Source organism: Pseudomonas sp. SMV7, assembly GCF_052041995.1.
In the GTDB taxonomy this organism is placed as follows: Bacteria; Pseudomonadota; Gammaproteobacteria; order Pseudomonadales; family Pseudomonadaceae; genus Aquipseudomonas.
On the sequence record NZ_JBKGGT010000006.1, the window covers coordinates 215,702 to 239,308 of the forward strand.

General features: G+C 64.4%; 26 protein-coding genes. 11 read left to right on the forward strand and 15 right to left on the reverse strand.

All coding sequences use genetic code 11. The features are described 5' to 3' along the window. Positions 1–2 precede the first annotated feature (2 nt). The 3 genes from nhaR to ACLEJP_RS10225 all read left to right on the forward strand — a co-directional run bounded on the left by nhaR (position 3) and on the right by ACLEJP_RS10225 (position 2,949). On the forward strand, positions 3–896 hold the full coding sequence (gene nhaR / locus ACLEJP_RS10215) for a transcriptional activator NhaR (protein ID WP_440806099.1): 894 nt from the start codon (positions 3–5) through the stop codon (positions 894–896). Between the two features lie 105 nt (positions 897–1,001). Beyond that, positions 1,002–2,213: a serine/threonine transporter SstT gene (gene sstT, locus ACLEJP_RS10220; RefSeq protein ID WP_440806101.1), complete on the forward strand. Its 1,212-nt coding sequence runs from the start codon at positions 1,002–1,004 to the stop codon at positions 2,211–2,213. 88 nt (positions 2,214–2,301) lie between these two features. Beyond that, entirely contained in the window at positions 2,302–2,949 is a 648-nt protein-coding gene (locus ACLEJP_RS10225) for a YceH family protein (protein ID WP_440806103.1), read from the forward strand. 4 nt (positions 2,950–2,953) lie between these two features. On the opposite strand, the gene ACLEJP_RS10230 is transcribed toward ACLEJP_RS10225, so the two are convergent. The 11 genes from ACLEJP_RS10230 to ACLEJP_RS10280 all read right to left on the reverse strand — a co-directional run bounded on the left by ACLEJP_RS10230 (position 2,954) and on the right by ACLEJP_RS10280 (position 14,268). Beyond that, positions 2,954–3,142, reverse strand: a complete 189-nt coding sequence (locus ACLEJP_RS10230; protein ID WP_225778340.1) for a hypothetical protein — start codon at positions 3,140–3,142, stop codon at positions 2,954–2,956. Positions 3,143–3,312: 170 nt separating this feature from the next. Further along, positions 3,313–4,875: an alkyl hydroperoxide reductase subunit F gene (gene ahpF / locus ACLEJP_RS10235; RefSeq protein WP_440806106.1), complete on the reverse strand. Its 1,563-nt coding sequence runs from the start codon at positions 4,873–4,875 to the stop codon at positions 3,313–3,315. Between the two features lie 126 nt (positions 4,876–5,001). After that, the gene (gene ahpC, locus ACLEJP_RS10240) at positions 5,002–5,565 is read right to left on the reverse strand and encodes an alkyl hydroperoxide reductase subunit C (RefSeq protein ID WP_054884952.1); all 564 of its coding nucleotides are present in this window, start codon (positions 5,563–5,565) and stop codon (positions 5,002–5,004) included. A 140-nt stretch (positions 5,566–5,705) separates the two neighbouring features. Next, entirely contained in the window at positions 5,706–8,135 is a 2,430-nt protein-coding gene (locus ACLEJP_RS10245) for a fimbria/pilus outer membrane usher protein (protein ID WP_440806109.1), read from the reverse strand. Between the two features lie 67 nt (positions 8,136–8,202). Beyond that, the gene (locus ACLEJP_RS10250; protein ID WP_440806111.1) at positions 8,203–8,940 is read right to left on the reverse strand and encodes a fimbrial biogenesis chaperone; all 738 of its coding nucleotides are present in this window, start codon (positions 8,938–8,940) and stop codon (positions 8,203–8,205) included. A 61-nt stretch (positions 8,941–9,001) separates the two neighbouring features. Next, the gene (locus tag ACLEJP_RS10255) at positions 9,002–9,526 is read right to left on the reverse strand and encodes a fimbrial protein (RefSeq protein ID WP_440806113.1); all 525 of its coding nucleotides are present in this window, start codon (positions 9,524–9,526) and stop codon (positions 9,002–9,004) included. Between the two features lie 197 nt (positions 9,527–9,723). Continuing rightward, positions 9,724–11,079 carry a glutathione-disulfide reductase gene (gene gorA / locus ACLEJP_RS10260; RefSeq protein WP_440806115.1) on the reverse strand — a complete coding sequence of 452 codons (1,356 nt, stop codon included), beginning with the start codon at positions 11,077–11,079 and terminating at the stop codon, positions 9,724–9,726. A gap of 96 nt (positions 11,080–11,175) precedes the next feature. After that, complete coding sequence (galU, locus tag ACLEJP_RS10265; RefSeq protein ID WP_225778346.1) at positions 11,176–12,015, reverse strand: UTP--glucose-1-phosphate uridylyltransferase GalU; 840 nt, start codon at positions 12,013–12,015, stop codon at positions 11,176–11,178. Between the two features lie 254 nt (positions 12,016–12,269). Then, entirely contained in the window at positions 12,270–13,184 is a 915-nt protein-coding gene (locus tag ACLEJP_RS10270) for a c-type cytochrome (protein WP_440806119.1), read from the reverse strand. Further along, a complete protein-coding gene (locus ACLEJP_RS10275) occupies positions 13,181–13,831 on the reverse strand; it encodes a c-type cytochrome (protein ID WP_440806122.1) in 651 nt (216 codons plus the stop codon). The genes ACLEJP_RS10270 and ACLEJP_RS10275 overlap by 4 nt, the downstream gene beginning before the upstream one ends. Positions 13,832–13,908: 77 nt before the next feature. After that, on the reverse strand, positions 13,909–14,268 hold the full coding sequence (locus ACLEJP_RS10280; RefSeq protein WP_225778349.1) for a hypothetical protein: 360 nt from the start codon (positions 14,266–14,268) through the stop codon (positions 13,909–13,911). Between the two features lie 160 nt (positions 14,269–14,428). Here ACLEJP_RS10280 and ACLEJP_RS10285 point away from each other — a divergent pair, with 160 nt between their 5' ends. The 8 genes from ACLEJP_RS10285 to csrA all read left to right on the forward strand — a co-directional run bounded on the left by ACLEJP_RS10285 (position 14,429) and on the right by csrA (position 20,194). Next, positions 14,429–14,731, forward strand: coding sequence for a DUF1883 domain-containing protein (locus ACLEJP_RS10285; protein WP_004375922.1), 303 nt, complete (start codon positions 14,429–14,431; stop codon positions 14,729–14,731). Between the two features lie 7 nt (positions 14,732–14,738). Then, complete coding sequence (locus ACLEJP_RS10290) at positions 14,739–14,909, forward strand: hypothetical protein (RefSeq protein WP_170030435.1); 171 nt, start codon at positions 14,739–14,741, stop codon at positions 14,907–14,909. A 43-nt stretch (positions 14,910–14,952) separates the two neighbouring features. Then, entirely contained in the window at positions 14,953–16,041 is a 1,089-nt protein-coding gene (locus ACLEJP_RS10295) for an NAD(P)H-dependent flavin oxidoreductase (RefSeq protein ID WP_440806125.1), read from the forward strand. A 91-nt stretch (positions 16,042–16,132) separates the two neighbouring features. Further along, complete coding sequence (gene modA, locus ACLEJP_RS10300) at positions 16,133–16,891, forward strand: molybdate ABC transporter substrate-binding protein (protein WP_440806128.1); 759 nt, start codon at positions 16,133–16,135, stop codon at positions 16,889–16,891. Next, positions 16,891–17,571, forward strand: coding sequence for a molybdate ABC transporter permease subunit (gene modB, locus ACLEJP_RS10305; RefSeq protein WP_440806130.1), 681 nt, complete (start codon positions 16,891–16,893; stop codon positions 17,569–17,571). Before modA ends, modB begins: the two co-directional genes overlap by 1 nt. 1 nt (position 17,572) lies before the next feature. Further along, positions 17,573–18,664: a molybdenum ABC transporter ATP-binding protein gene (modC, locus tag ACLEJP_RS10310; RefSeq protein ID WP_440806133.1), complete on the forward strand. Its 1,092-nt coding sequence runs from the start codon at positions 17,573–17,575 to the stop codon at positions 18,662–18,664. Between the two features lie 57 nt (positions 18,665–18,721). Further along, on the forward strand, positions 18,722–19,744 hold the full coding sequence (locus ACLEJP_RS10315; protein WP_440806135.1) for a DNA topoisomerase IB: 1,023 nt from the start codon (positions 18,722–18,724) through the stop codon (positions 19,742–19,744). Between the two features lie 252 nt (positions 19,745–19,996). Continuing rightward, entirely contained in the window at positions 19,997–20,194 is a 198-nt protein-coding gene (csrA, locus tag ACLEJP_RS10320; RefSeq protein ID WP_004375914.1) for a carbon storage regulator CsrA, read from the forward strand. 45 nt (positions 20,195–20,239) lie between these two features. On the opposite strand, the gene ACLEJP_RS10325 is transcribed toward csrA, so the two are convergent. The 4 genes from ACLEJP_RS10325 to ACLEJP_RS10340 form a co-directional block, all read right to left on the reverse strand. Beyond that, entirely contained in the window at positions 20,240–20,593 is a 354-nt protein-coding gene (locus ACLEJP_RS10325) for a response regulator (protein ID WP_225778354.1), read from the reverse strand. A 12-nt stretch (positions 20,594–20,605) separates the two neighbouring features. Further along, the gene (locus ACLEJP_RS10330; RefSeq protein ID WP_440806139.1) at positions 20,606–22,051 is read right to left on the reverse strand and encodes an ATPase domain-containing protein; all 1,446 of its coding nucleotides are present in this window, start codon (positions 22,049–22,051) and stop codon (positions 20,606–20,608) included. 5 nt (positions 22,052–22,056) lie between these two features. Continuing rightward, positions 22,057–23,214: a two-component system sensor histidine kinase NtrB gene (locus ACLEJP_RS10335; RefSeq protein WP_440806141.1), complete on the reverse strand. Its 1,158-nt coding sequence runs from the start codon at positions 23,212–23,214 to the stop codon at positions 22,057–22,059. Between the two features lie 97 nt (positions 23,215–23,311). After that, positions 23,312–23,587 (reverse strand): hypothetical protein, encoded by a 276-nt coding sequence (locus tag ACLEJP_RS10340; protein WP_440806143.1) that lies wholly within the window; start codon positions 23,585–23,587, stop codon positions 23,312–23,314. Between the last annotated feature and the right edge of the window lie 20 nt (positions 23,588–23,607).

A 23,607-nucleotide genomic window follows, 5' to 3' on the forward strand; every position in this document is an offset into this window, starting at 1 on the left:
CGATGCTCAACTACCGGCAATTGCATTACTTCTGGGCCGTGGCCAAGACCGGCAGCATCGCCCGCGCCAGCGAACAGCTGAACCTGACCCCGCAAACCATCAGCGGGCAGATCAGCCTGTTCGAGCAGACCTATGGCCTGGAGCTGTTCCAGCGCGTCGGGCGCCAGCTGGAGCTGACCGAAACCGGGCGCCAGACGCTGGTCTATGCCGAGCAGATGTTCCAGCTGGGTGGCGAACTGGAGGCCATGCTGCGCGCCGGCCCGCAGGAGCAGATCTTGTTCCGCGTCGGCGTGGCGGACGTGGTGCCCAAGTCGATCGTCTACCGCTTGCTGGCGCCGACCATGGAGCTGGACGATGTGCTGCGCATCAATTGCCGTGAAGACAAACTGGAACGGTTGCTGGCCGACCTGGCGATCCAGCGCCTGGACCTGGTCATCTCCGACAGCCCCATGCCCAGCCACCTGGACATCAAGGGCTACAGCCAGAAACTGGGTGAGTGCGGGCTGAGCTTTTTCGCTACCCCAGCCTTGGCCCGCCGGCATGCCGGGCCCTTCCCCGGCTGCCTGCAGGATGCGCCCTTGCTGATCCCCGGCCCGGAGACCGTGGTACGCAGCCGTTTGCTGCGCTGGCTGGGCGAGCAGCAGGTGCAGCCGCGCATCGTCGGTGAGTTCGATGACAGCGCGCTGATGCAGGCATTCGGGCAATCGGGCAGCGGCATCTTCGTCGCCCCCAGCGTGATCGCCGAGGAGGTGTGCCGCCAGTACGGAGTGGAACTGGTCGGGCAGACCGAGGCCGTACACGAATCGTTCTATGCCATTTCCGTGGAGCGCAAGGTCAAGCACCCGGGCATCGTGGCCATTACCGAGGGGGCGCGGCGGGAGTTGTTTCACTGGTAGCCATGAGGCTCTCTCGCGGCCAAACCCGCGAAAGGGCCGACACTGCGCGACGAAGGTCTATGGTAAAGTCGCGCCCTTTTCGAACATGCCCGGATACCGCTGCACATGACCCCAGTCCTCCGCTTCCTCAACCGCACCAGCCTGGTGACCCAGATCGTCATCGGCCTGATCGCCGGTATCGTCCTGGCCCTGCTTGCGCCTGCCATCGCCCGTGACCTGGCCTTCCTCGGCAAGGTGTTCGTCAGCGCCCTCAAGGCGGTGGCACCAGTGCTGGTGTTCATCCTGGTCATGGCCTCGATCGCCAACCACCGCCACGGCCAGGAAACCCACATTCGGCCGATCCTCTGGCTGTACCTACTGGGTACCTTCGGTGCCGCGGTCGTGGCCGTGGTGGCCAGCATGCTGTTCCCCTCGACCCTGGCACTGAGCACCGGCGGGGCCACGCTGAGTGCCCCGGGCGGTATCGGCGAAGTGCTGCAGAACCTGCTGCTGAGCGCAGTCGACAACCCGATCAACGCCCTGCTCAACGCCAACTTCATCGGCGTGCTGACCTGGGCCATCGGCCTGGGCGTGGCTTTGCGCCATGCCGGCGAAACCACCCGCACAGTGGTCGAGGACCTGTCCACTGGCGTCACCTTGATCGTCCGCGTGGTGATCCGCTTCGCCCCGCTGGGCATCTTTGGCCTGGTCAGCGCTACCCTCGCCCAGTCCGGCCTGGACGCCCTGCTCGGCTACCTGCACCTGCTGGCCGTGCTGATCGGCTGCATGCTGTTCGTGGCGCTGGTGATGAACCCGTTGATCGTGTTCTGGAAAATTCGCCGCAACCCCTTCCCGCTGACCCTGTTGTGCCTGCGCGAAAGCGGCATCACTGCGTTCTTCACCCGCAGCTCGGCAGCCAACATTCCGGTCAACCTGGCCCTGTCCGAACGCCTTGGCCTGCATGAAGACACCTATTCGGTGTCGATCCCGCTGGGTGCGACCATCAACATGGCCGGTGCAGCCATCACCATTACCGTGCTGACCCTGGCGGCGGTGCATACCCTGGGTATCGCGGTGGACCTGCCGACCGCCGTGCTGCTCAGCGTGGTGGCGGCGATCTGTGCCTGCGGTGCATCGGGCGTGGCCGGCGGCTCGCTGCTGCTGATTCCGCTGGCGGCCAGCCTGTTCGGCATTCCCAGCGAGATTGCCATGCAGGTGGTGGCGGTGGGCTTCATCATCGGCGTGCTGCAGGACTCGGCCGAGACGGCGCTGAATTCCTCGACCGATGTGCTGTTCACCGCGGCGGCGTGCCAGGCCGAAGCGCGGCGCAACGCTTGAGATGGCCGGGGCCGCGTTGCGGCCCCAATTGCCTTGTACGGTGGCATTACCTACCCTAGTGGCCTTTCCCCAGCAACGAGGCAGGGCCATGTCAGAACACCAAACCGCAGGCGAAGGCCGCTTCAACAGCATCGAGATCCGCATTCTCGGCGCGCTGATCGAAAAGCAGGCCACCAGCCCGGAAAGCTACCCGCTGACCCTCAATGCCCTGGTGCTGGCCTGCAACCAGAAGACCAGCCGCGAACCGGTGATGAACCTCAGCCAAGGCCAGGTCGGCCAGGCCCTGCGCGCCCTCGAAGGGCAAGACATGGCGCGGCTGCAAATGGGCAGCCGCGCCGACCGCTGGGAACATCGGGTGGACAAGGCGCTGGAGCTGGTGCCGGCACAACTGGTGCTGATGGGCCTGATGTTCCTGCGCGGGCCGCAAACACTCAACGAACTGCTGACCCGCAGCAACCGCCTGCATGACTTCGACGACATCGAACAGGTCCAGCACCAGCTGGAGCGCCTGATCGCCCGCGGCCTGGCCTTGCACCTGCCACGCCAGGCCGGGCAGCGTGAAGACCGTTATACCCACGCGCTGGGCGACCCGGCGGAAATCGAGGCGATCCTCGCCGCACGGCAGCAGGAAGGCAGCCCGCGCAGCAGTGCCGGGAGCGTGTCGGAAGAACGTATCGAAGCCCTCGAAGCCCGCATTGCCGCGCTGGAGGCGCGCCTGGCCGAGCTGGAAGGCTGAACCGTCACGGCTCCGGGTCGGGGAAGTTACGGCAGCTCTTGCGCTCGGCCAGCTCCCGGTCACTGGGGCGCTGGTCGACGAACACGGTGCGGCCGTCGGTATAGATTTCCAGGTAGCCCCAGTGCAGGTCCTGCTCTTGCTGTCCGGGCTTGGGCGGGACTAGCCACCAGGGTTCGCGGCTGATCAGGCTCATGGGTCGGGTTCCTGAAGGTGTCTGCAGTAAGCATAGACACCCTCAAGAGGAGCTTTGCCAGTTCTGACGCATTCGCGGGCAAGCCCGCTCCCACCAGGTTCTCCACTGGCATTGAACAAGTGTGGAGTACCTGTGGGAGCGGGCTTGCCCGCGAAGAGGCCGGCCCAGGCTTACGCCGGTGCCGAAGTGCGGATCAGGTGATCGAACGCGGCCAGCGAAGCCTTGGCGCCCTCGCCCACGGCAATCACGATCTGCTTGTACGGCACCGTGGTCACGTCACCGGCAGCGAACACCCCCGGGATGCTGGTCTGGCCCTTGGCGTCGACGATGATCTCGCCACGCGGCGACAGCTCGACTGTGCCCTTCAGCCAGTCGGTGTTCGGCAGCAGGCCGATCTGCACGAAGATGCCTTCCAGCGCCACCTCGTGCTGCTGCTCCGTGGTACGGTCCTTGTAGCGCAGGCCGGTCACTTTCTCACCATCGCCCAACACTTCGGTGGTCAGCGCGCGGGTGATCACCTTGACGTTCGGCAGGCTGTGCAGCTTGCGTTGCAGCACCGCATCGGCGCGCAGCTGGCTGTCGAATTCGATCAGGGTCACCTGGGCGACGATGCCGGCCAGGTCGATGGCCGCTTCCACGCCCGAGTTGCCACCACCGATCACCGCCACACGCTTGCCCTTGAACAGCGGGCCATCGCAATGCGGGCAGTAGGCCACGCCACGGGCGCGGTATTCCTGCTCGCCGGGCACGTTCATTTCGCGCCAGCGCGCACCGGTGGCCAGGATCACGGTCTTGGCCTTGAGCGAGGCGCCGCCGGCCAGGCGGACTTCATGCAAGCCGCCATCGGTGGCCGGGATCAGCGCTTCACCGCGCTGCAGGTTCATGATGTCGACGTCGTACTGCTTGACGTGTTCTTCCAGGGCGGTGGCCAGTTTCGGCCCTTCGGTTTCCTGCACCGAGATGAAGTTCTCGATGGCCAGGGTATCGAGCACCTGGCCGCCGAACCGCTCGGCGGCGATACCGGTGCGGATGCCCTTGCGTGCGGCATAGATGGCCGCCGAGGCGCCGGCGGGGCCACCGCCAACTACCAGCACGTCGAAGGCGTCCTTGGCGTTGATCTTCTCGGCCTGACGAGCGCCGGCGTTGGTGTCGATCTTGCCGAGGATTTCTTCCAGGCCCATGCGGCCCTGGCCGAACACTTCGCCGTTCAGGTAGATGCTCGGCACCGCCATGATCTTGCGCGATTCCACTTCGGCCTGGAACAGCGCCCCGTCGATCGCAACGTGGCGCACGTTGGGGTTGAGCACGGCCATCAGGTTCAGCGCCTGGACCACGTCCGGGCAGTTCTGGCACGACAGCGAGAAGTAGGTTTCGAAGGTGAATTCGCCCTCCAGCGCCTGGATCTGCTCGATCACTTCGGCACTGGCCTTGGACGGGTGGCCGCCGACTTGCAGCAGGGCCAGCACCAGCGAGGTAAATTCGTGGCCCATCGGGATGCCGGCGAAGCGCAGGCTGATCTGGCCATTCGGGCGGTTGAGCGAGAACGATGGACGACGGGCGTCATCACCATCCACGCGCAGGGTAATCAGGTTCGACAGGCCGGCGATCTCCACCAGCAGGTCGTGCAATTCGCGGGACTTCGCGCCGTCGTCGAGGGAAGCAACGATCTCGATCGGCTGGGTGACCCGCTCCAGGTAGGTTTTCAGTTGCGATTTAAGCGTGGCGTCCAACATACGGGGCGATTCCTTTTTCAAAACTCGGATACAAAAACGCCCAGGCGATAGCGCCCGGGCGTTTATACGGGGCGGTAGAGCATTCAGCTTTGGCGGCTGCTCGCCGCCCACGGCTTGCTCACGGACTTAGATCTTGCCGACCAGGTCCAGCGACGGCGCCAGGGTGGCTTCGCCTTCTTTCCACTTGGCCGGGCACACTTCGCCCGGGTGGGCGGCAACGTACTGGGCAGCTTTCACCTTGCGCAGCAGTTCGGCAGCATCGCGGCCTACACCACCGTCGTTCAGTTCGACGATCTTGATCTGGCCTTCCGGGTTGATCACGAAGGTACCGCGATCGGCCAGGCCGGCTTCTTCGATCAGCACGTCGAAGTTGCGCGAGATGACGTGGGTCGGGTCACCGATCAGCGGGTACTGGATCTTGCCGATGGTTTCCGAAGTGTCGTGCCAGGCTTTGTGGGTGAAGTGGGTGTCGGTGGACACACCGTAGATTTCCACGCCCAGCTTCTGGAACTCGGCGTAGTTGTCAGCGAGGTCACCCAGTTCGGTCGGGCAGACGAAGGTGAAGTCGGCCGGGTAGAAGAACACGACAGACCACTTGCCTTTCAGGTCGGCTTCGCTGACCTGGACGAACTCGCCCTTGTGGTAGGCGGTGGCGTTGAACGGTTTGACCTGGCTGTTGATGATAGGCATGAGAGACGCTCCTTCATGGGGTTGGAATCAGTTGACGGAGAGAATCCTAACCGCTGGTCGCCGATTAGGCTCATTGGCAAACCTCATGCGCATCATTGGTTTTGGCTATAAAGCCTCTGTCTTGATAGCTACTTTGCTTTCTAAGCCCCGCCGCGCCTGCAGGTGTGCACCCGCTGCAGCGAGCTGTCGTCCAGCTGATACGCCAATGAACATTGCTCATCCGGCGCGTCACCCCACTTGACCAGCAGCGTGCCGGCATCCCTGGCGGTACGCACATGCAGCCGGCTTCCCTGCCCGACCATGCCCAACTCACCGGCCTGCTCACTGGCCTGCCCGGCAAACACCAGCGCGCCGAACGGCAGCGCGCGGCCATCCTCGAAACGCGCCCGCAGGGTGAACTGGCGACCGCTGCGCGTCGGGTAACGCAGCAACGAGGCAGCCCCGGCGCGTGGCACCACCGCTTGGGCGGTCAGTTGCAACTCGGTATCGCGGGACATGCCTTTGGGGTCGAGTTCGACCGTATTGACCTGGTAAGGCAGCAGCGATGGCATGACCGCAAAACCGCGCCGATCGAGACTGATCTGTGGGTGCTGGCGCAGGCGCGCAGCATCGGCGCCGGGCGCATGCACGATGGCAAAGCTCTCGCCCAGCGGCGGTGCGCTGAGCACGCCGCCCGCATGGGCCACCACGGCGCCTTGCGCGCCCAGTGTCGCCTGGCGATAGCCACGCCGACTCGACAACGACCCCTGGATATCGCCACTCGCCCCGCGGTGCTGCAGGTTGGCGTCGAAGCCACTGTCGGCCCGCTCGCCTTGCTGGCGCACCAGCGCCAGCCCATGGCCCCATTGGCCATACTCACCGCTCACGCCTTGCCAACGAACGCTGGCGCTACCCTGGCCGCGAGCGTCGCTGTTCAGCGCCGTACTGAGCGAGGAGCGACGGCGCTCGCCAAGCGGCATGCTGGCATTGAACATGATGGCGTCGACGGCATGGCCGGTCACAGCCTGCTCGCGGCTCAGGCTGATGCCATAGCTGAGCGTCCCGATGTGGTTGTTGTAGCCGACGCTGTAGCTCTCGCTACGGCCACCGCCGGCCCAATGCTGTCGCAGGCTGGCGCGCAAGGTGAAACGACCGCCCCGCTCACCCACGGGCTGATCCACACCCAGGCCCGCGCGCCAACGCAGCGGGTCGATGCGCACACCAGCCACGGCGCGGGCATAGTCGTTGAAGCTGTAGTAGCCTGGCCCCTCGCTGCGGGTCAACGTCGCGCTCAGGTCGGTACCAGTCGTGCTCAAGCGCTGGCGCCAGCTCAAGCGCCAAGCCTGGCCACGTACTTGCCGGCTGCGGGCAGGCTCGGCGCTGGCGTGGTACCCGGTCAGGCCCAGGGCCCCCAGCCCGGTATTCATGGCCACCCCCATGGCACCCGCCAGGTAGTCCTCGGCCAACCAGGTACCGCCGTGTACGCTCAAGTAATTATCCAGGCCTTGCTGCCATGTGCCTTGCACAAAGCCCGGCCCCGAGCGCCCGTACGCTTCACGCCAAACGCCACTGGCCAGTTCGAAACGCCTTGCGCCAGGGCGCAGTGCCAGCGGCGCGGCAGCGTAGGGCTGGATGAAGGTGCGTACGCTGCCATCGGCCTCGCGCAGCGTCACCTCGAGGTCATCCTGCAAGTCGTTGGCATGCAGGTCGTCGATCTCGAACGGGCCCGGCGCGACGGTGGACTCATGGATCAGCACACCGCGCTGGCGAATGCTGAGCAACGCGACGCTGTTGGCGACACCTCTCACCACGGGGGCAAAGCCGCGTTGCTGCTCCGGCAACATGCGCTGGTCGCTGCCCAGCAGTACGCCGCGCAGGGCGCTGCTCTCGAATACGTCCGAGCGGCTATAGCTATCGCCGATGGTCAACTGCGCAGCCCAGGCGGGAATATCCCGCTGCAACGAGGTCGCAGTGGCTTGATAACGCGAAGGGATGCCGGAGGACGCCTGCCAACTGCCTTCGTGCCGCCAGTACCAGTCACCAATATTGAAGCCGGAGCGCACGCCCAGATAGGCCTGGCGGGTGGCAGTGCCCTGCTCCAGGTCCTGCTGCTCATACAGGTTCAGGCGATAATCGAAGAAGCCAGCAGTGATGCCACTGTCCCAGTTTTCCGCTGGCAGGTACCCGCCGGGCAAGCGCTGCAAGGCTTGCTGCGGGATGCTCAGGTCGAGCCTCAGGTTGGCGAAATCCAGCGTTTCGCGGCTTTGCGCAACGAGGCTACCGAGCCCTGCGCAGGCGCCCTCCTGGGCAAGCAGCTGGGCGCTCTCGCGGCCAAGGCGGCGCAGGTCCACACCCAGCGCCTGCAGCAAGGTCTCGCTGTAGCAAGGTGTCGCCTGGTCACTTTGCCCCTGTGCCCGCAGCAGCACCCGATGACGCCCGAGCCACTGCTGATTCAGCATCACGTCAAGAGAGTAGCTGCCCTCGGGCACTGTCGTGTCTTGCTGGTAGCGGCGCAGGTCGGTCGAGGTACCCTGGCGGAGCAGCCCGGCATCGAACTCGACGGCGCTTGCCGGGGCTGCGAGCAACCCCATCAACACACCCGCGGTTGAATGACAGCGAAGGTTGAATCGCACTGGCTGACGCATCGTACACCGTGCCTCAGTTTGCCAGGTGCACGGTCACCGCTTGCGGCGCGTCACGCACCGCCCCGTAGTCATCGATGAAGGCATAGTGCAGCCGAGCGGTTGACTGGCCAGCCAGGCGCTTGACGCTGAAGCGGGTACTGGCGAACGGCAGCACGTGGTTGGGGCCCAGTTGCAGTGGGGCCTGGCTGGCCTGCTCCACGGTCACCCTGGCCAGGTTGACCACATAAGGGCTGGCATTGCTGGCCGTCAGCACCCAGTGCGGGCCTTCACGCAGCAACTGCCAGGTGATCCGGCGGTGGGCATCCACGGCTTTCCCCGGCAGCCCTGCCGGCCGATAGAGCAATTTGATGCGCGAACGCAGCGCCACCTGCAGGGCGTTCCCCGAACCCTTGGGGGGCACTTCAAGCACATTCAGCCAATACAGGCTTTCGCGGTCGGCGGGCAGTGCATCGCCGCCATGAAACAGCCTCAGGCTCTGGCCTTGGCCTGCATCGAGGCGAAACATGGCGGGCATCACGTCGAACGGCACCTGCAGCTCCTGCACCTGGGCCTGGGGCCGGCCATCGTCGACCCAGGCCTGAACCAGCGAGGGCGCGCTGCCGACGTTGCTCAGTTTGACCGTGACTTCGGCCTGATCGGCAGGAAACACAACCCGCGTGCTGGCGATGATCACATTGGCGGCAAGCGGCGGCGATGCCAGGCAGACAGCCAGCAACAAGCCGCGCCGCACGGCGTTGGAGAAGAAACGCATGATGAAGATGCTCAGGAACGTTGAAAAGGCAGCCCTGGAACGGGCCGCCCTCAAAGAGATGTCATGGGTAGTCCAGCGAGTACTGCACGCGGGTTGCCACCAGGCCTGGCGTGGTGCCACCGGTCGAGTAGTAGCGTGCGGTGTAACGCAATGTCGCATTGCCGCCGACGATCGGTACTACCTGCGAATTCTGCGAGCCCTTTGGCGCCGCCAGGTTCATCGCTGCCTGCTTGTCGTTGAGCAGTTCCACCTGGACGTTCTCGCTACCGCCGGCATCGACGATGAGGCGCCCTTCCGGGCTGATGGTCGGGCCAGGTTCGAAATAGGTCGACACCTGGGTAACACCTGGGGAGCAATTGCTGAGAATCAGCTGAAAGGGCGTGTTTCCGGCGGTTTGGCCGGGGTTGGCAAGCAGTGCTGCGTTCACCGGGGGCAACGACACCGGCAGGTTGCCGTTACCACCATTGATCTGACAGGTTGGCGCCTCTACAAGGCCGTCCAGGCTGATCTGGCCATAATCGGCCTGGGCCGCCTGCACACAGAAGAACAGCATGCAGCAGCCTGCAAGCAACGACTTCGCGTTCATAGTCACCTTCTTTACTCGTGGAAATAGCCAGGCATTGGTTGCCGGCCCCCTGCCGCTGGATGCGGCGCGGTGCAGTATCAGTAAGGTGACGCGGGAAAAATGTAGGCTGACTCAGCAGCCGAGCAGTTGAAAATAACCCCCTCGAGGTAGGAAGCATGACCTGGTGTAGACGAGATCATGCTTCCCGCCGGGTGCCATCAGCGGGTGATGCTGCGCAGGGTAACGAACTCTTCGGCGGCAGTCGGGTGAACGCCGATGGTCTCGTCGAACTGCTGTTTGGTGGCGCCGGCCTTGAGGGCAATCCCCAGCCCCTGGATGATCTCTCCGGCGTCCGGGCCGACCATATGGCAGCCCAGCACCTTGTCGGTCTCGGCATCCACCACCAGCTTCATCAAGGTCTTCTCCTGGATATCGGTGAGGGTCAGCTTCATGGCACGGAAGCGGCTTTCGAAGATCTGCACCTTGTGCCCGGCTTCCAGAGCCTGCTCTTCGCTCAGGCCCACGGTGCCGATCGGCGGCTGGCTGAACACCGCAGTCGGGATGTTGCGGTAGTCCACCGGGCGGTACTGCTCGGGCTTGAACAGGCGCCGCGCCACGGCCATGCCTTCGGCCAGCGCGACCGGGGTGAGTTGCACACGACCAATCACGTCACCGATGGCCAGGATCGACGGCGCGGTTGTCTGGTATTGATCGTCGACATGGATGAAGCCGCGTGCGTCCAGTTCCACGCCGGTGTTTTCCAGGCCCAGGTTGTCGAGCATCGGGCGGCGGCCGGTGGCGTAGAACACGCAATCGGTGAGCAGCTCGCGGCCGTCGTTGAGGGTGGCTTTGAGGCTGCCGTCGTCGAGCTTGTCGATGCGCTGGATGTCGGCGTTGAACTGCAGGTCCAGGCCGCGCTTTTCCAGCTCTTCCTTGAGGTGGGTGCGCACCGAGCCGTCAAAGCCGCGCAGGAACAGGTCACCGCGATACAGCAAGGTGGTGTTGGCGCCCAACCCATGGAAGATGCCGGCGAACTCCACCGCGATATAACCGCCACCGACCACCAGCACCCGGCGCGGCAGGTCCTTGAGGTAGAAGGCTTCGTTGGAGGTGATGGCCAGTTCCTTGCCGGGAATGTCCGGCACCTGTGGCCAGCCACCGGTGGCAATGAGAATGTGCTCGGCAGTGTAGCGCTGGCCTTCCACTTCCACTTCATTGGCACCGGTCAGCCGCGCATGGCCCCGCAGCAGGGTCACCCCACTGTTGAGCAGCAGGTTGCGGTAGATGCCATTGAGGCGCTCGATTTCGCGGTTCTTGTTGGCAATCAGCGTACCCCAGTCGAAGTGCCCTTCTTCGAGGGTCCAGCCGAAACCTGCCGCCTGCTCCAGCTCGTCGGCAACGTGCGCGCCGTACACCAGCAGCTTTTTCGGCACGCAGCCGACGTTGACGCAGGTACCGCCCAGGTAGCGGCTTTCGGCCACCGCCACCTTCGCGCCGAAGCCAGCGGCAAAGCGCGCCGCACGCACACCGCCGGACCCGGCGCCTATCACGAACAGATCAAAATCGTAGGCCATGCATTCAGTCTCCTAGGCAGACGCCCAGCATAACGCCGTTGGCTGCCGCAAACAAAAAAGCCACCCCGAAGGGTGGCTTTGCGGCCAGCAGGCTGATCAGTAAGCCTTGCCAGTCTTGTAGTAGTTCTCGAAGCAGAAGTTGGTCGCGTCGATGTAGCCTTCGGCACCCCCGCAGTCGAAACGCTTGCCCTTGAACTTGTAGGCAATCACGCAGCCGTTCTGCGCCTGATGCATCAGCGCGTCGGTGATCTGGATCTCACCACCTTTGCCCGGCTCGGTGTTGGCAATGATATCGAAGATATCCGGGGTCAGGATGTAACGGCCGATGATTGCCAGGTTGGACGGGGCGTCTTCCGGCTTTGGCTTCTCGACCATGTTGGTAACACGGAAGATGTCGTCGCGGATCATGTCGCCGGCGATCACGCCGTACTTGTTGGTTTCCTGCGGGTCGACTTCCTGGATGGCAACGATCGAGCAGCGGAACTGGTTGTACAGCTTGACCATCTGGGTCAGCACGCCGTCACCTTCCGGGTTGACGCACAGGTCGTCCGCCAGCACCACGGCGAACGGCTCGTCGCCGATCAGCGGGCGGCCGGTCAGGATGGCGTGGCCCAGGCCTTTCATTTCGGTCTGGCGGGTGTAGGAGAACGAGCACTCGTCGAGCAGGCGACGGATACCGACCAGGTATTTTTCCTTGTCGGTGCCCTTGATCTGGTTTTCCAGCTCGTAGCTGATGTCGAAGTGGTCTTCCAGGGCACGCTTGCCGCGCCCGGTGACGATGGAAATCTCGTTCAGACCGGCATCCAGTGCCTCTTCAACGCCATACTGGATCAGTGGCTTGTTGACCACCGGCAGCATTTCCTTGGGCATGGCTTTGGTAGCGGGCAGGAAGCGAGTGCCGTAACCGGCTGCCGGGAACAAGCATTTTTTGATCATATACGTCCTTACAAAAGGCTAGGCCTGTGGAATTCGGCGCAGTCTAATCAGGCGGCAGTCACCTTACAATGCCCTGCCGCTGGCCGACCGTTGGGAACATAGAGATAACCCCAGTGTAGATAGTTCCAATGGAAGGTAAATATTGCTTTCAGGGTGGCCGCGGTGGCGTTTGCCTGTACCGGCCTCTTCGCGGGAAACCCGCTCCCACAGGGGACTGCAACAGCATCTCCCGGCGAAGAGTGCGGTACAGGCGATCAGCTACCGGTGCCCTGCCCGATCAGCACGCCATCGACCTTCTGCCCATACAGGTTCACCCCGTCATTGGCGTGGAACTTCAGCCGTGTCTTCTCGATGGAGCCTTCGACCAGCCGCGGGTCCTGCGGCCGTTCATGGCGGTTGATCCAGGCGGCCACGTCCCACGCCTGCTGGTCGCTGAGGCTGCCCGGCTTGCCCAGCGGCATGTTGTACTTGATGAACGACGCCGCCGTGTTGATGCGGTGCATCCCGGCCCCCCAGTTGTACGAGTCCTTGCCCCACAGCGGCGGCATCACGTACTCACCGGCCACCTGCTGCCCTTCGCCGTTGTCGCCATGGCAGATCGCGCATTGCTCGCGGTACACCTGCTGGCCACGCTTGAAGTCGTAGCCGCCCTTGGGCTGCGCCACCTCCGGGTAACCGCGCCCGGCCATCTCCACGCCGGTCGGCGCCTGGGTCGCCAACCAGTACGAGTACACTGCCAACGCCGTCATCTGCGGGCTGTCGGCAGCCGGCGGCTTGCCGTTCATGCTGAACTGGAAACATCCCTGGATACGCTCGGCGTAGGTGTTGACCTTGTCGTTTTTCTTGCGGTACGCGGGGTACATCGGGTAAGCCCCCCATAACGGCGCGGAATGCGCCAGCCGGCCCTGGTCCAGGTGGCAGTTGCTGCAGTTCATGCCGTTGCCCACCGCCTCAGGCATCAGCCGACGGGTGTCGACGAACAATGCATGCCCTTCCCGTACCATCTTGCCGAAGGCATTGTCGGGCAAGTCGCTTTCGGCTGGCGGCACGAACTGCGGCGCCGCCTGCACGCCAGGCACTTTCAGCTGGGACTGGTCTTCCATGGCGATCTGCGCGGCCTCGGCGCTGCCCATGGCCAGCAGCAACAGGGTTGGAAACAGCGGTTTCATGGCATGACCTCCTGGCTGGCGGGGCGGGCGAAGAATTCGGCGATGGCCTTGATCTCGGCATCGGTCATGGCCTTGGCCACACCGACCATCAGCTGGTTGGGGTCATTGCTGCGGCTGCCGTCACGCCAGGCGTTGAGCTGCGCCACCAGGTAACTGGCGGGCTGCCCAGCCAAAGGCGGGAAGTGTTCGCCAACGCCGCTGCCGCCCGGGCCATGGCACTGCACGCAGCCGGGTATCTGCCGGCTCCAGTCGCCGTACAGGGCCATGCGGGTGGTGGGGTCATGGGCAATCTGCTGGCGGCGCAGTTCGCCGGCGGGGCTGGCCGGCAGGCTGGCCAGGTAGCTGCTGACCGCGTCGATCTCGTCGTCGCTCAAGGCCTTGGCCAATGGCTCCATCACCGGCTGCTTGCGGCTGCCGCTGCGCCAGTCATGCAACTGCTTGCGCAGGTAGCCGGCCGGCAAGCCGGCCAGGCGCGGAAAGCCGGCAGCGGCAATGCCCTTGCCGTCCGCGCCATGGCAACCCAGGCAAGCCATGGCGGCGGGGTTGGCCCCGCCCTGGGTGAAGACCTTCTGGCCATCGGAGGCATGCGCCGCAGGCCAGGCCAGGATCAGCAGGCTGCCGACCACGACACGTCTCAAGGGTGTCATCACGAATCTCCTTTTCTATTGTTATATGCTTAGGCCCAAAACATATAAGCAAAAGGAGCGCGATCAGTTGCCCTAGGTCAACTTCCGGAGATGCATTGGGTGGCTGCGGTGCGCACGTCGCCCAGGCGCAGCGGGAAGTTGTTCAAGCGCTCGTGCAGCTTGATGCTGCTGCCGCTGCCACGCTTGTCGATGTCAACCAGCGCCGCCGGGCCCACGCCGGAGCTGATCTTCTGCGGCACGATCAGGCGCAGGCCATCGCCGCGCTGCTCTTCCACCAGCGGGTCGCGCGTCTCGGCCAGCTTGTGCTTGACGCAATCGGCATAGGCGCGAGGCGACTTGCCGGAAATAACGTCCAGCGTTTCATGCGATTGTTCCAGCTCCGCGACACTCACGCAGCCACCCAGCGTCAGCGCCAACGCCGCCACCATCCACTTCATTTGCAGCACCTCTGCCATCAAGAATCCGCTTCGACCACGACCAGGCGGTTTTGCTCCCTGCTTTGGCAGATTTATCTGCGCCTGGCCGAACAGCGCGGCAGTGTAACCCGACATCGTGGTATCGTTTGCCTTTGCAGAACCAATCCTTGCGGAGCATCACATGAAATTCGTACACCAGCGCGAGCACCTGAACGAGGACGACATCGTCGTCATCGAGTGCTCCCAGCGCTGCAACATCCGCCTGATGAACGACGCCAACTTCCGCAGCTTCAAGAACGGCGGCCGTCACACCTACCACGGCGGCCATTTCGACAAGTTCCCGGCGAAGATCACCGTGCCCAGCACCGGCTTCTGGAACATCACCATCGATACCGTGACCACCCGTCCGATCTCGGTCACCCGCAAGCCGACCTTGACCCACAAGATCAAGATTGTCCGTCGTTCGTCGTCGAAACTCAGGTAAGGCCCCCATGACCCAGACCATCAAGTACGTCATCAAATACAAACTCGACGGCCAGCGCCGCTGGGACTTCGCGCAGATGCCCGACGCTTCCCTCGAACAAGCCCTGGAAGCCCTGCGCAAGATCCACGGGGAAGACGCCGAGAAGATCAGCGACATCCAGGTCAGCAAAGCCTTGTAAACCCCGCCCCCATTGCATCGCCCGCCCACGCAAGGAGAACCGCATGAGCCACTGGCCCGACCGCCGCATCCTCGACCTGCTGGGCGTTGAACTGCCCATCCTCCAGGCGCCGATGGCGGGGGCAAGCGGTGCACCCATGGCCATTGCGGTGGGCCTGGCGGGCGGGCTGGGCGCCCTGCCCTGCGCCATGCTCACGGCTGACCAGGTGCGCGACGAAATCACCGCCTTCCGGGCCGCCTGCCCGGGCCGCCCGCTGAACCTGAACTTCTTCTGCCACCAGCCGCCGGCGCCCGATGCCGAACGCGATGCCCGCTGGAAGCAGGCACTCGAGCCGTATTACCGGGAAGTCGGGGCGGATTTCGCGGCCCCCACGCCGGTGTCCAACCGCGCACCTTTCGACGAACAGAGTTGCCAGCTGGTCGAACAACTGCGCCCGGAGGTGGTGAGTTTCCACTTCGGCCTGCCCCGGCCCGACCTGCTGCAACGGATCAAGGCCAGCGGTGCCAAGGTGCTGTCCAGTGCCACCACCGTGGAAGAAGCCGTGTGGCTGGAGCAGCATGGCTGTGACGCGATCATCGCCATGGGCTATGAAGCGGGCGGCCATCGCGGCATGTTCCTCAGCGACGACATCACCAGCCAGATCGGCACCTTCGCCCTGGTGCCGCAGGTGGCCGACGCGGTCCGCGTGCCGGTGATTGCCGCCGGCGGCATTGGCGACCACCGCGGCCTGGCCGCCGCACTGGCCCTGGGTGCCGCGGCGGTGCAGATCGGAACGGCGTACCTGTTCTGCCCCGAGGCCAAGGTTTCGCCGGCGCATCGCCAGGCCCTGGACAACGCATCCGCCAGCGATACAGCGCTGACCAACCTGTTCACCGGCCGCCCCGCGCGCGGTATCAACAACCGCATCATGCGCGAGCTGGGGCCGATGAGCGAGCTGGCACCACGCTTCCCGCTGGCCGGTGGCGCGCTGATGCCGTTGCGCGCGATCACCGACCCGCAGGGCAACAGCGATTTCAGCAACCTGTGGTCGGGGCAGGCATTGCGCCTGGGCCGGCACCGGCCGGCGGGCGAGTTGACCCGCGACATTGCCGAGAAAGCGCTGGCCCTGGTCGGGCGAGCGGCATTTTCATAAGCAGGCCTGGCCTGCGCCATTTGCCTCTTTCAGATCCGCGGCCTATCGCTATATAGTTAAGGCTATAACGATAACCCGAGGAGCTACGTTCATGCGTAACCGCCTTCCCCATCTGGCCGCCACCACCCTGGCCAGCCTGCTTGCCTTGAACACTGCCTGGGCCGATGAGGTCCAGGTCGCGGTCGCAGCGAACTTCACAGCCCCCATCCAGGCCATCGCCCGGGACTTCGAGAAGGACACCGGCCATACGCTGGTCGCTGCCTATGGCGCTACCGGGCAGTTCTACGCGCAGATCAGCAATGGCGCACCATTCGACGTATTCCTCGCCGCCGACGACAGCACGCCGGCCAGGCTCGAGGCGGAAAAGGCCATCGTTCCAGGCACGCGCTTCACCTACGCCATCGGCACCCTGGCCCTGTGGTCGGCCAAGCCAGGCTATGTCGACAGCCAAGGCCAGGTGCTGCAGCAGAACCAGTACCAGCACCTGTCGATCGCCAACCCGAAAACCGCACCGTACGGCCTGGCTGCCCTGCAGGTGCTGGACAAACTGAAGCTGACCGAGGCCACCCGGGCGAAGCTGGTGGAGGGGCAGAACATCACCCAGGCGTTCCAGTTCGTCTCCACCGGCAACGCCGAGCTAGGCTTCGTTGCCCTGTCGCAAATCTACAAGGATGGCAAGGTCGCCAGCGGTTCGGCGTGGATCGTGCCATCGTCCCTGCATGCCCCCATTCGCCAGGATGCGGTGATCCTTGCAAAAGGCAAGGACAACCCCGCCGCCAAGGCGTTCGTCGAGTACCTGAAGGGCCCGAAAGCCGCGGCCGTGATCAAAGCCTACGGTTATGAAATCTGATGCCGCTGGACGCCAGTGACCTGGGGGCTATCTGGCTGACCGTGAAACTGGCCAGCCTGACCACCTTGATCCTGCTGATCGTCGGCACGCCGGTCGCCTGGTGGCTGGCGCGTACGCGTTCATGGCTGCGCGCCCCGGTGGGTGCCGTGGTGGCCTTGCCGCTGGTGTTGCCACCCACGGTAATCGGCTTCTACCTGCTGATCGCCCTCGGCCCGCAGGGCTGGCTGGGCCAGGCCACCCAGGCACTGGGCCTGGGCAGCGTGGTGTTCAGCTTCAGCGGGCTGGTGATCGGCTCGGTGATCTACTCCATGCCGTTCGTGGTCCAGCCGCTGCAGAACGCCTTTGCCGCGATCGGCCAGCGCCCGCTGGAAGTGGCCGCCACGCTGCGCGCCAGCCCCTGGGACAGCTTTGTCCACGTGGTGCTGCCGCTGGCCCGCCCGGGCTTCATCACCGCCAGCATCCTCGGCTTCGCCCATACCGTGGGCGAGTTCGGCGTGGTGTTGATGATTGGTGGCAATATCCCGGACAAGACCCGCGTGGTCTCGGTGCAGATCTTCGACCATGTCGAGGCCATGGCCTATGCGCAAGCGCACTGGCTGGCTGGCGCCATGCTGCTGTTCTCTTTCCTGGTGCTGCTCCTGCTGTACGCTGGACGCCGCGGCAAGGCTGGCTGGAGCTGAAATGAGCGGTTCAATTGTGGCACGCCTGAAACTGGCTCGCGACGACTTCACCCTGGATGTCGGCCTGCACCTGCCGGGGCGCGGCATCAGCGCACTGTTCGGCCACTCGGGCTCCGGCAAGACCAGCTGCCTGCGTTGCCTGGCCGGGCTGGAACGGGCCGCCAGTGCCTATATCGAGGTCAATGGCGAAGTCTGGGAAGACAGCGCGCGCGGCTACTTTCGGCCGCCACACCTGCGCCCGGTAGGCTATGTGTTTCAGGAGGCCAGCCTGTTCCCGCACCTGTCGGTGCGCGGCAACCTGGAATTCGGCTGGCGCCGGGTGGCCCGTGCCGAACGCACGGTCAACCTCGAGCAGGCGTGCCAATTGCTGGGCATAGGCCATTTGCTGGCACGCCGGCCTGCGACTTTGTCCGGTGGCGAGGCGCAGCGGGTGGGCATCGCCCGCGCCCTGCTGAGCAGCCCGCGCCTGCTGTTGATGGACGAGCCGCTGGCGGCGCTGGATGGGCCCCGCAAGCGCGAGATCCTGCCCTACCTGGAACGCCTGCACGGCGAGCTGGACATCCCCCTGGTGTATGTCAGCCATGCCCAGGACGAAGTGGCGCGGTTGGCCGACCACCTGGTATTGCTGGAGCAAGGTCAGGCGGTGGCCTGCGGCCCGGTCGGCGAGACCCTGGCCCGCCTCGACCTGTCGCTGGCCCAGGGCGAGGACGCCGGCGTGGTGTTCGACGGCCTGGTGGTGGGCCACGATCCACACTACGACCTGCTCACCCTGCGCCTGCCTGGCAACAACGGGCCGCTGCTGCGCATCGCCCACCCGGCCCAGGTGATCGGCAGCACCTTGCGGGTCAAGGTGCAGGCGCGTGACATCAGCCTGGCGCTGGCGGCTGATGGCACATCGAGCATCCTCAACCGCCTGCCGGTGCGCGTGTGCGCAAGCCGGGCGGCAGCCAACCCGGCCCATGTGCTGGTCAGCCTGGATGCCGACGGCAATGCCCTGCTGGCGCGGATCACCCGCTTCTCGGCAGACCAGCTCGGCCTGCACCCGGGCCAGCTGCTGTTTGCCCAGATCAAGTCGGTGGCCTTGCTGGGCTGAGCATCCGCCGCATGGCCGCTGTCCATTGATCAGTCACCTGATCGAGGCCTGCTGCCGATGCTCGACTGCCCGCTTCCCGCCACACTGCACTACGTCGATGACAGCCAGCCCGGCCTGACCCGCCGACGCTGGCGCGACCGCTTCATCTACCTGGACGCCGAAGGCCGCCGGGTACGTGACCCGGACACCTTGGCACGCATCGCCGCCCTGGTGATACCTCCGGCCTACACCGACGTGTGGATCTGTGCCGACCCGCAGGGCCACCTGCAAGCGACGGGGCGCGATGCCCGTGGCCGCAAGCAGTACCGCTACCATGCGCAGTGGCGGGAAACCCGCGACCAGCACAAGTACGGGCGCATGCTGGCCTTCGCCCAGGCCTTGCCCAAGCTGCGCAAACAGCTGGAGGCGCACCTTGCCCGCCCAGGCCTGGATCGGGAAAAGGTCATGGCCCTGGTGGTCAGCCTGCTGGACCACACCCTGATCCGCATCGGCAACCAACGCTACCTGCGTGACAACAAGTCTTACGGGCTGACCACCCTGCGCAACCGCCACGTGCAGGTCAGGGGCAGTACCATTCGTTTCCAGTTCCGTGGCAAGCGTGGCGTCGAACACAACGTCACCCTCAACGACCGGCGCCTGGCCAACCTGCTCAAGCGCTGCATGGAGCTGCCTGGCCAGGCGCTGTTCCAGTACCTGGATGAAAACGGCCAACGGCACAGCGTCGGCTCCAGCGAGGTCAACCAGTTCCTGCAACAGTTGACCGGCGCCGATTTCACCGCCAAGGACTACCGCACCTGGGCCGGCAGCCGCCTGGCCCTGGAGCTGCTGCGCCCCCTGGCCTGGGAACCCGAAAGCGAAGCCAGGCGCCAGGTCAGCGCCATCGTCCGCCAGGTCGCCACGCGCCTGGGCAACACACCGGCCGTGTGCAGGCGCTGCTACATCCATCCGGCGGTACTTGAACACTTTGCTGCGGGACGCCTGGCCAACTTGCCAAAAAGCCGCCTGCGCAAAGGCCTGGACCGTGAAGAAGTGGCATTATTGTTATTTCTTCAGGCACTTGCGGAACAGCAGGACCATTGACTCGGTCTATTCAGTCAATGATGCGAAGAAATTTCCCATTGGCCACCAAGCCCCCTATTCTTGCCAGCGAGCACCTTGGCCGACAAACCCCTGGCGGTTTGCTTCGGCACCTGCGAGTGAAAGCACGCAACAGAATTTGTCTGTCGGGGAATTACTATCCGCCGAAAGCGTCTTTAATGAGAAGGAAGAGGGACCAGCTCCCGCCGCCGTGGCAACTAGCCCGACGGACTTTTAATCACCAAGGAGAACTACATGCTGATACTCACCCGTAAGGTTGGCGAAAGCATCGTCATCAATGATGACATCAAAGTCACCATTCTGGGCGTCAAGGGGATGCAGGTGAGGATCGGTATCGATGCACCGAAAGATGTCCAGGTCCATCGCGAAGAGATCTTCAAGCGTATCCAGGCCGGCAGCCCGGCCCCGGAGAAGCACGACGACTCGCACTGAACGACCTGCCTCAAGCCGCACGGATGCGCTTGATCGCCGCGCGCTTCAGCTGCCCAGCAGCTCGCGCACCTTGGCGATCATACAGTCCATGTCGAACGGTTTGTCGAACACTGCGGCGAACAGGTCCGGGCAGCCCTGGTTGGCTTGTGCGCCACTCATGAGAATGACCGGCAGGTCGCTCAGGGCCGGGTCTTCACGCATCGAGCGCACCAGCTCCTCGCCATTGAGCAGCGGCATCATGTAGTCGGTGATCACCAGCTGAACACGCTTTTCCTTAAGCGCTTCCAGCGCCTTGCAGCCGTTGCTCGCCTTCTCCACCAGAAAACCTTCATCCTCCAGGGCGAAACCAAGGATGTCGGCAATCAGGTACTCGTCATCGACGATCAGGATGGTGTTCATGGCTCCGCCCCGTCAGCCACTCCCCTGTGGCACCGGCGTTCCCGAAAGCACACCACAGGCGCCTTCGAACGCCTTGCGCAGGGTGATGCCTTGTGGGCCGATCTGCAGCTCGTGCAAGGCAGGGTCGTGATGGCTGTCGCGCACCTTGAGGATCGACAGCATCCGCCGCAGCTGCGACTCCAGTTCGACGAAACGCATCAGCATCAGGTTGTCGACGATGCTCGACAGGTCCGGCGCCGGGGCACTGATTTCCGCGCCGAAGATATCGCGCATTTCCCAGGTCAGCATCACGCTGACGTCGCGCGCGCGCAGCTCGCCCGTCAGCGCGCGGAAAAATGCATTGAGCCGCGCCGGGTCGGTGGCCAGGCGGCTGAACGCCCCCAGGCTGTCGATCAGCACGCGTTTGCTGCCTTGTGCCTCGACACGCTCCAGCAGGCGTGCCCCGACCTGGTCGAGCAAGCCCTCGGTAGTAGGCTGCCAGCACAATTGCAGGCTGCCGGACTGTTCCATCGCGACAAAGTCGTGCCCGAGCGACGCAGCCTTGATGCGCAGCCGCTCGGGCGTTTCGTAGAAGCCGAAATGCAGCCCCGGTGCCTGTGGGCTGCTGGCGCCGAGGAAGGCCAGGCCCAATGAGGTCTTGCCAATGCCGGAGGGCCCGATCAGCAAGCTCACCGAGCCTGTGGCCAGGCCACCACCGAGCATTTCATCGAGGGTTTCCACCCCGCTGCTGACACGCTCCCGGGTTGCGCTGCCCGCTTTGCTGGGGTGACTGAACAGCGACTCCAGGCGCGGGTAGACATGCATGCCGGCTTCATCGATAAGGCACTCGTGGCGCCCCGACAGCGCCGCACTGCCGCGCGTCTTGCGCAGCTGGATATGGCGCACGGCACGGCTGCCGAACAGTTGCTCACCCAGTTCGATCACGCCGTCGACCATGGTGTGCTCCGGGCTGCCCTCTTCCAGCCGGGCGCTGGTCAGCAGCAGCACGGTACAACCGGCAAAGGCCGCATGGCCCTGCAGTTCGGAGACGAACTTCTTGGTGTCCAGGGTGGTTTCCGCGCGGACCCGGGCATTGAGCACGCCATCGACGATCAGCAGGCTGGCCTGCTGGCGGGCGATTTCCTGGCGCAGTAGCCGTACCACCGCGTCGAGGCCTTCCTGTTCCAGGGTGTCAAAGGCACTGACGAACTGGATCGGGTCGCCGACCAGCGCCGGGTCGAAGAAGTCCAGGGTTGCCAGGTACTGGAACAGCCGCTCGTGCGACTCGCTCAGCAGGGTCGCCACCAGCACCCGGCCGCCGCCGCGCACATGCCCGCAGGCCAGCTGGTTGGCGAGAATGGTCTTGCCGGCCCCCGGCGGGCCCTGAATGATGTAGGACGCACCGGCCACCAGGCCACCCTTGAGCAACGCATCGAGCCCTTCGATGCTGGTCATCAGCCGCCTGAGTGCCTGCGCCATGGTGTCTACCTGTCGAGTTGGCTGTCTGCCGGAGCCTGATAGATTGGCAAGTAAAGCTGCATGCAAGTTCCCTGGCCGGGTTCACTTCTCACGCAGATTGCACCGCCGCTCTGCCTGGCAAAACCGTACACCTGGCAAAGGCCCAGGCCGGTGCCCTTGCCAAAGGGCTTGGTGGTGAAAAACGGCTCGAAGATGCGCGGCAGTACCGCTGGCGCAATACCCTCGCCGCTGTCTTCCACCTCGAAACGCACGAAACCACCGCGCAGCCCTTCGACCTCGCCGGCCAGTTCGACCACATCGACCGTCAAGCCGATCCGGCCCGCCCCGGCAATGGCATCGCGGGCATTGAACAGCAGGTTGAGCAGCACCATCTGCAACTGCCCGGCATCGACCTCGATCAGCGGCAGGTCTGGTTGCACCAGCACCGTCAGTTCGATCGAGCCTGGCAGCGCATGCTCCAGCAGACCGCGGGTGGAGTCGATCAGGTTGGCCGGGGCGACACGGGTCACATCGAGCTTGCGATGGCGGGCAAAGCTGAGCAATTGCTGGGTCAGCTCAGTGCCCCGCTGCCCGGCATCGACAATGTGCTGCAGCATGCGTTGGGCGCGCGCCGGGTCCTTGGTGGACAAGGCCAGGTGCGCCGAGCTGAGGATGATGGTCAGCAGGTTGTTGAAGTCATGGGCCAGGCCACCCGTCAATTGGCCAAGCGCTTCCAGCTTCTGTGCCTGGAACAGCTGGGCACGCACCGCATCCAGTTGCAGCGCCGCCTCGCGGCGGTCGGTGATATCCCGGATCACCTTGGCCACGCCGACCACCTGGCCTTGGTCATCGTGGATCACATGCAGCACGGCCAAGGCCCAGAATTGCGTGCCATCCTTGCGTACGCGCCAGCCTTCGTCCTGCGCCCCGCCCTGCTCCAGCGCCTGGCGCAGCAAGCGTTCCGGGCGGCCTTCGGCACAATCCTGGGGGGTAAAGAACACCGAAAAATGCTGGCCGATCACCTCATCGGCACGGTAGCCCTTGATGCGTTGCGCACCGGCATTCCATGACACCACATGGCCGGACAGGTCGATCATATAGATGGCGTAATCCACCACCGACTGGACCAACTGCTCATAGCGGTGGTCAGGCATCACGGGGTCGAAGCAGTCGGCTGAAACCATGCAAACTCCACCGGTACGGCAGGAAATGGAAAACCGGCTTGGCCGAGCGGGGCCACCAGCCAGCAGCCAGGTGGCTGGCCCAGGTGAAGGGTGACGCTCAGCGCTCGGAATCAATCGATGCCGGGCCAATGCACCACGGCATCGTCACTTTGAGTAGCCACAGGCTGACCAGCAATATGAAGCTACCACCGGCCAAGGCCAGCCATTGCTGCGGCTGGGCCTGTTCGGCATCGAACCCCAGCATCAGCAGGTAAACACCAAGGCTGATCAGCGAAATATACAGGAATGCGCCCAGGACAAGCATCTGCGCGAACACCAGGCGCCAAAAAAGCCGTGGGCATACGTTAGGCTGCGAAACAGTGGACTGAGTCATTGCTGCACACTCATTGGTTG

Excerpts from the sequence above, each read along its gene's own strand:
- nhaR (WP_440806099.1), top strand. The coding sequence starts at position 3 with ATGCTCAACTACCGGCAATTGCATTACTTCTGGGCCGTGGCCAAGACC.
- sstT (WP_440806101.1), top strand. The coding sequence starts at position 1,002 with ATGACCCCAGTCCTCCGCTTCCTCAACCGCACCAGCCTGGTGACCCAG.
- ACLEJP_RS10225 (WP_440806103.1), top strand. The coding sequence starts at position 2,302 with ATGTCAGAACACCAAACCGCAGGCGAAGGCCGCTTCAACAGCATCGAG.
- ACLEJP_RS10230 (WP_225778340.1), bottom strand. The coding sequence starts at position 3,142 with ATGAGCCTGATCAGCCGCGAACCCTGGTGGCTAGTCCCGCCCAAGCCC.
- ahpF (WP_440806106.1), bottom strand. The coding sequence starts at position 4,875 with ATGTTGGACGCCACGCTTAAATCGCAACTGAAAACCTACCTGGAGCGG.
- ahpC (WP_054884952.1), bottom strand. The coding sequence starts at position 5,565 with ATGCCTATCATCAACAGCCAGGTCAAACCGTTCAACGCCACCGCCTAC.
- ACLEJP_RS10245 (WP_440806109.1), bottom strand. The coding sequence starts at position 8,135 with ATGGGGTTGCTCGCAGCCCCGGCAAGCGCCGTCGAGTTCGATGCCGGG.
- ACLEJP_RS10250 (WP_440806111.1), bottom strand. The coding sequence starts at position 8,940 with ATGCGTTTCTTCTCCAACGCCGTGCGGCGCGGCTTGTTGCTGGCTGTC.
- ACLEJP_RS10255 (WP_440806113.1), bottom strand. The coding sequence starts at position 9,526 with ATGAACGCGAAGTCGTTGCTTGCAGGCTGCTGCATGCTGTTCTTCTGT.
- gorA (WP_440806115.1), bottom strand. The coding sequence starts at position 11,079 with ATGGCCTACGATTTTGATCTGTTCGTGATAGGCGCCGGGTCCGGCGGT.
- galU (WP_225778346.1), bottom strand. The coding sequence starts at position 12,015 with ATGATCAAAAAATGCTTGTTCCCGGCAGCCGGTTACGGCACTCGCTTC.
- ACLEJP_RS10270 (WP_440806119.1), bottom strand. The coding sequence starts at position 13,184 with ATGAAACCGCTGTTTCCAACCCTGTTGCTGCTGGCCATGGGCAGCGCC.
- ACLEJP_RS10275 (WP_440806122.1), bottom strand. The coding sequence starts at position 13,831 with ATGACACCCTTGAGACGTGTCGTGGTCGGCAGCCTGCTGATCCTGGCC.
- ACLEJP_RS10280 (WP_225778349.1), bottom strand. The coding sequence starts at position 14,268 with ATGAAGTGGATGGTGGCGGCGTTGGCGCTGACGCTGGGTGGCTGCGTG.
- ACLEJP_RS10285 (WP_004375922.1), top strand. The coding sequence starts at position 14,429 with ATGAAATTCGTACACCAGCGCGAGCACCTGAACGAGGACGACATCGTC.
- ACLEJP_RS10290 (WP_170030435.1), top strand. The coding sequence starts at position 14,739 with ATGACCCAGACCATCAAGTACGTCATCAAATACAAACTCGACGGCCAG.
- ACLEJP_RS10295 (WP_440806125.1), top strand. The coding sequence starts at position 14,953 with ATGAGCCACTGGCCCGACCGCCGCATCCTCGACCTGCTGGGCGTTGAA.
- modA (WP_440806128.1), top strand. The coding sequence starts at position 16,133 with ATGCGTAACCGCCTTCCCCATCTGGCCGCCACCACCCTGGCCAGCCTG.
- modB (WP_440806130.1), top strand. The coding sequence starts at position 16,891 with ATGCCGCTGGACGCCAGTGACCTGGGGGCTATCTGGCTGACCGTGAAA.
- modC (WP_440806133.1), top strand. The coding sequence starts at position 17,573 with ATGAGCGGTTCAATTGTGGCACGCCTGAAACTGGCTCGCGACGACTTC.
- ACLEJP_RS10315 (WP_440806135.1), top strand. The coding sequence starts at position 18,722 with ATGCTCGACTGCCCGCTTCCCGCCACACTGCACTACGTCGATGACAGC.
- csrA (WP_004375914.1), top strand. The coding sequence starts at position 19,997 with ATGCTGATACTCACCCGTAAGGTTGGCGAAAGCATCGTCATCAATGAT.
- ACLEJP_RS10325 (WP_225778354.1), bottom strand. The coding sequence starts at position 20,593 with ATGAACACCATCCTGATCGTCGATGACGAGTACCTGATTGCCGACATC.
- ACLEJP_RS10330 (WP_440806139.1), bottom strand. The coding sequence starts at position 22,051 with ATGGCGCAGGCACTCAGGCGGCTGATGACCAGCATCGAAGGGCTCGAT.
- ACLEJP_RS10335 (WP_440806141.1), bottom strand. The coding sequence starts at position 23,214 with ATGGTTTCAGCCGACTGCTTCGACCCCGTGATGCCTGACCACCGCTAT.
- ACLEJP_RS10340 (WP_440806143.1), bottom strand. The coding sequence starts at position 23,587 with ATGACTCAGTCCACTGTTTCGCAGCCTAACGTATGCCCACGGCTTTTT.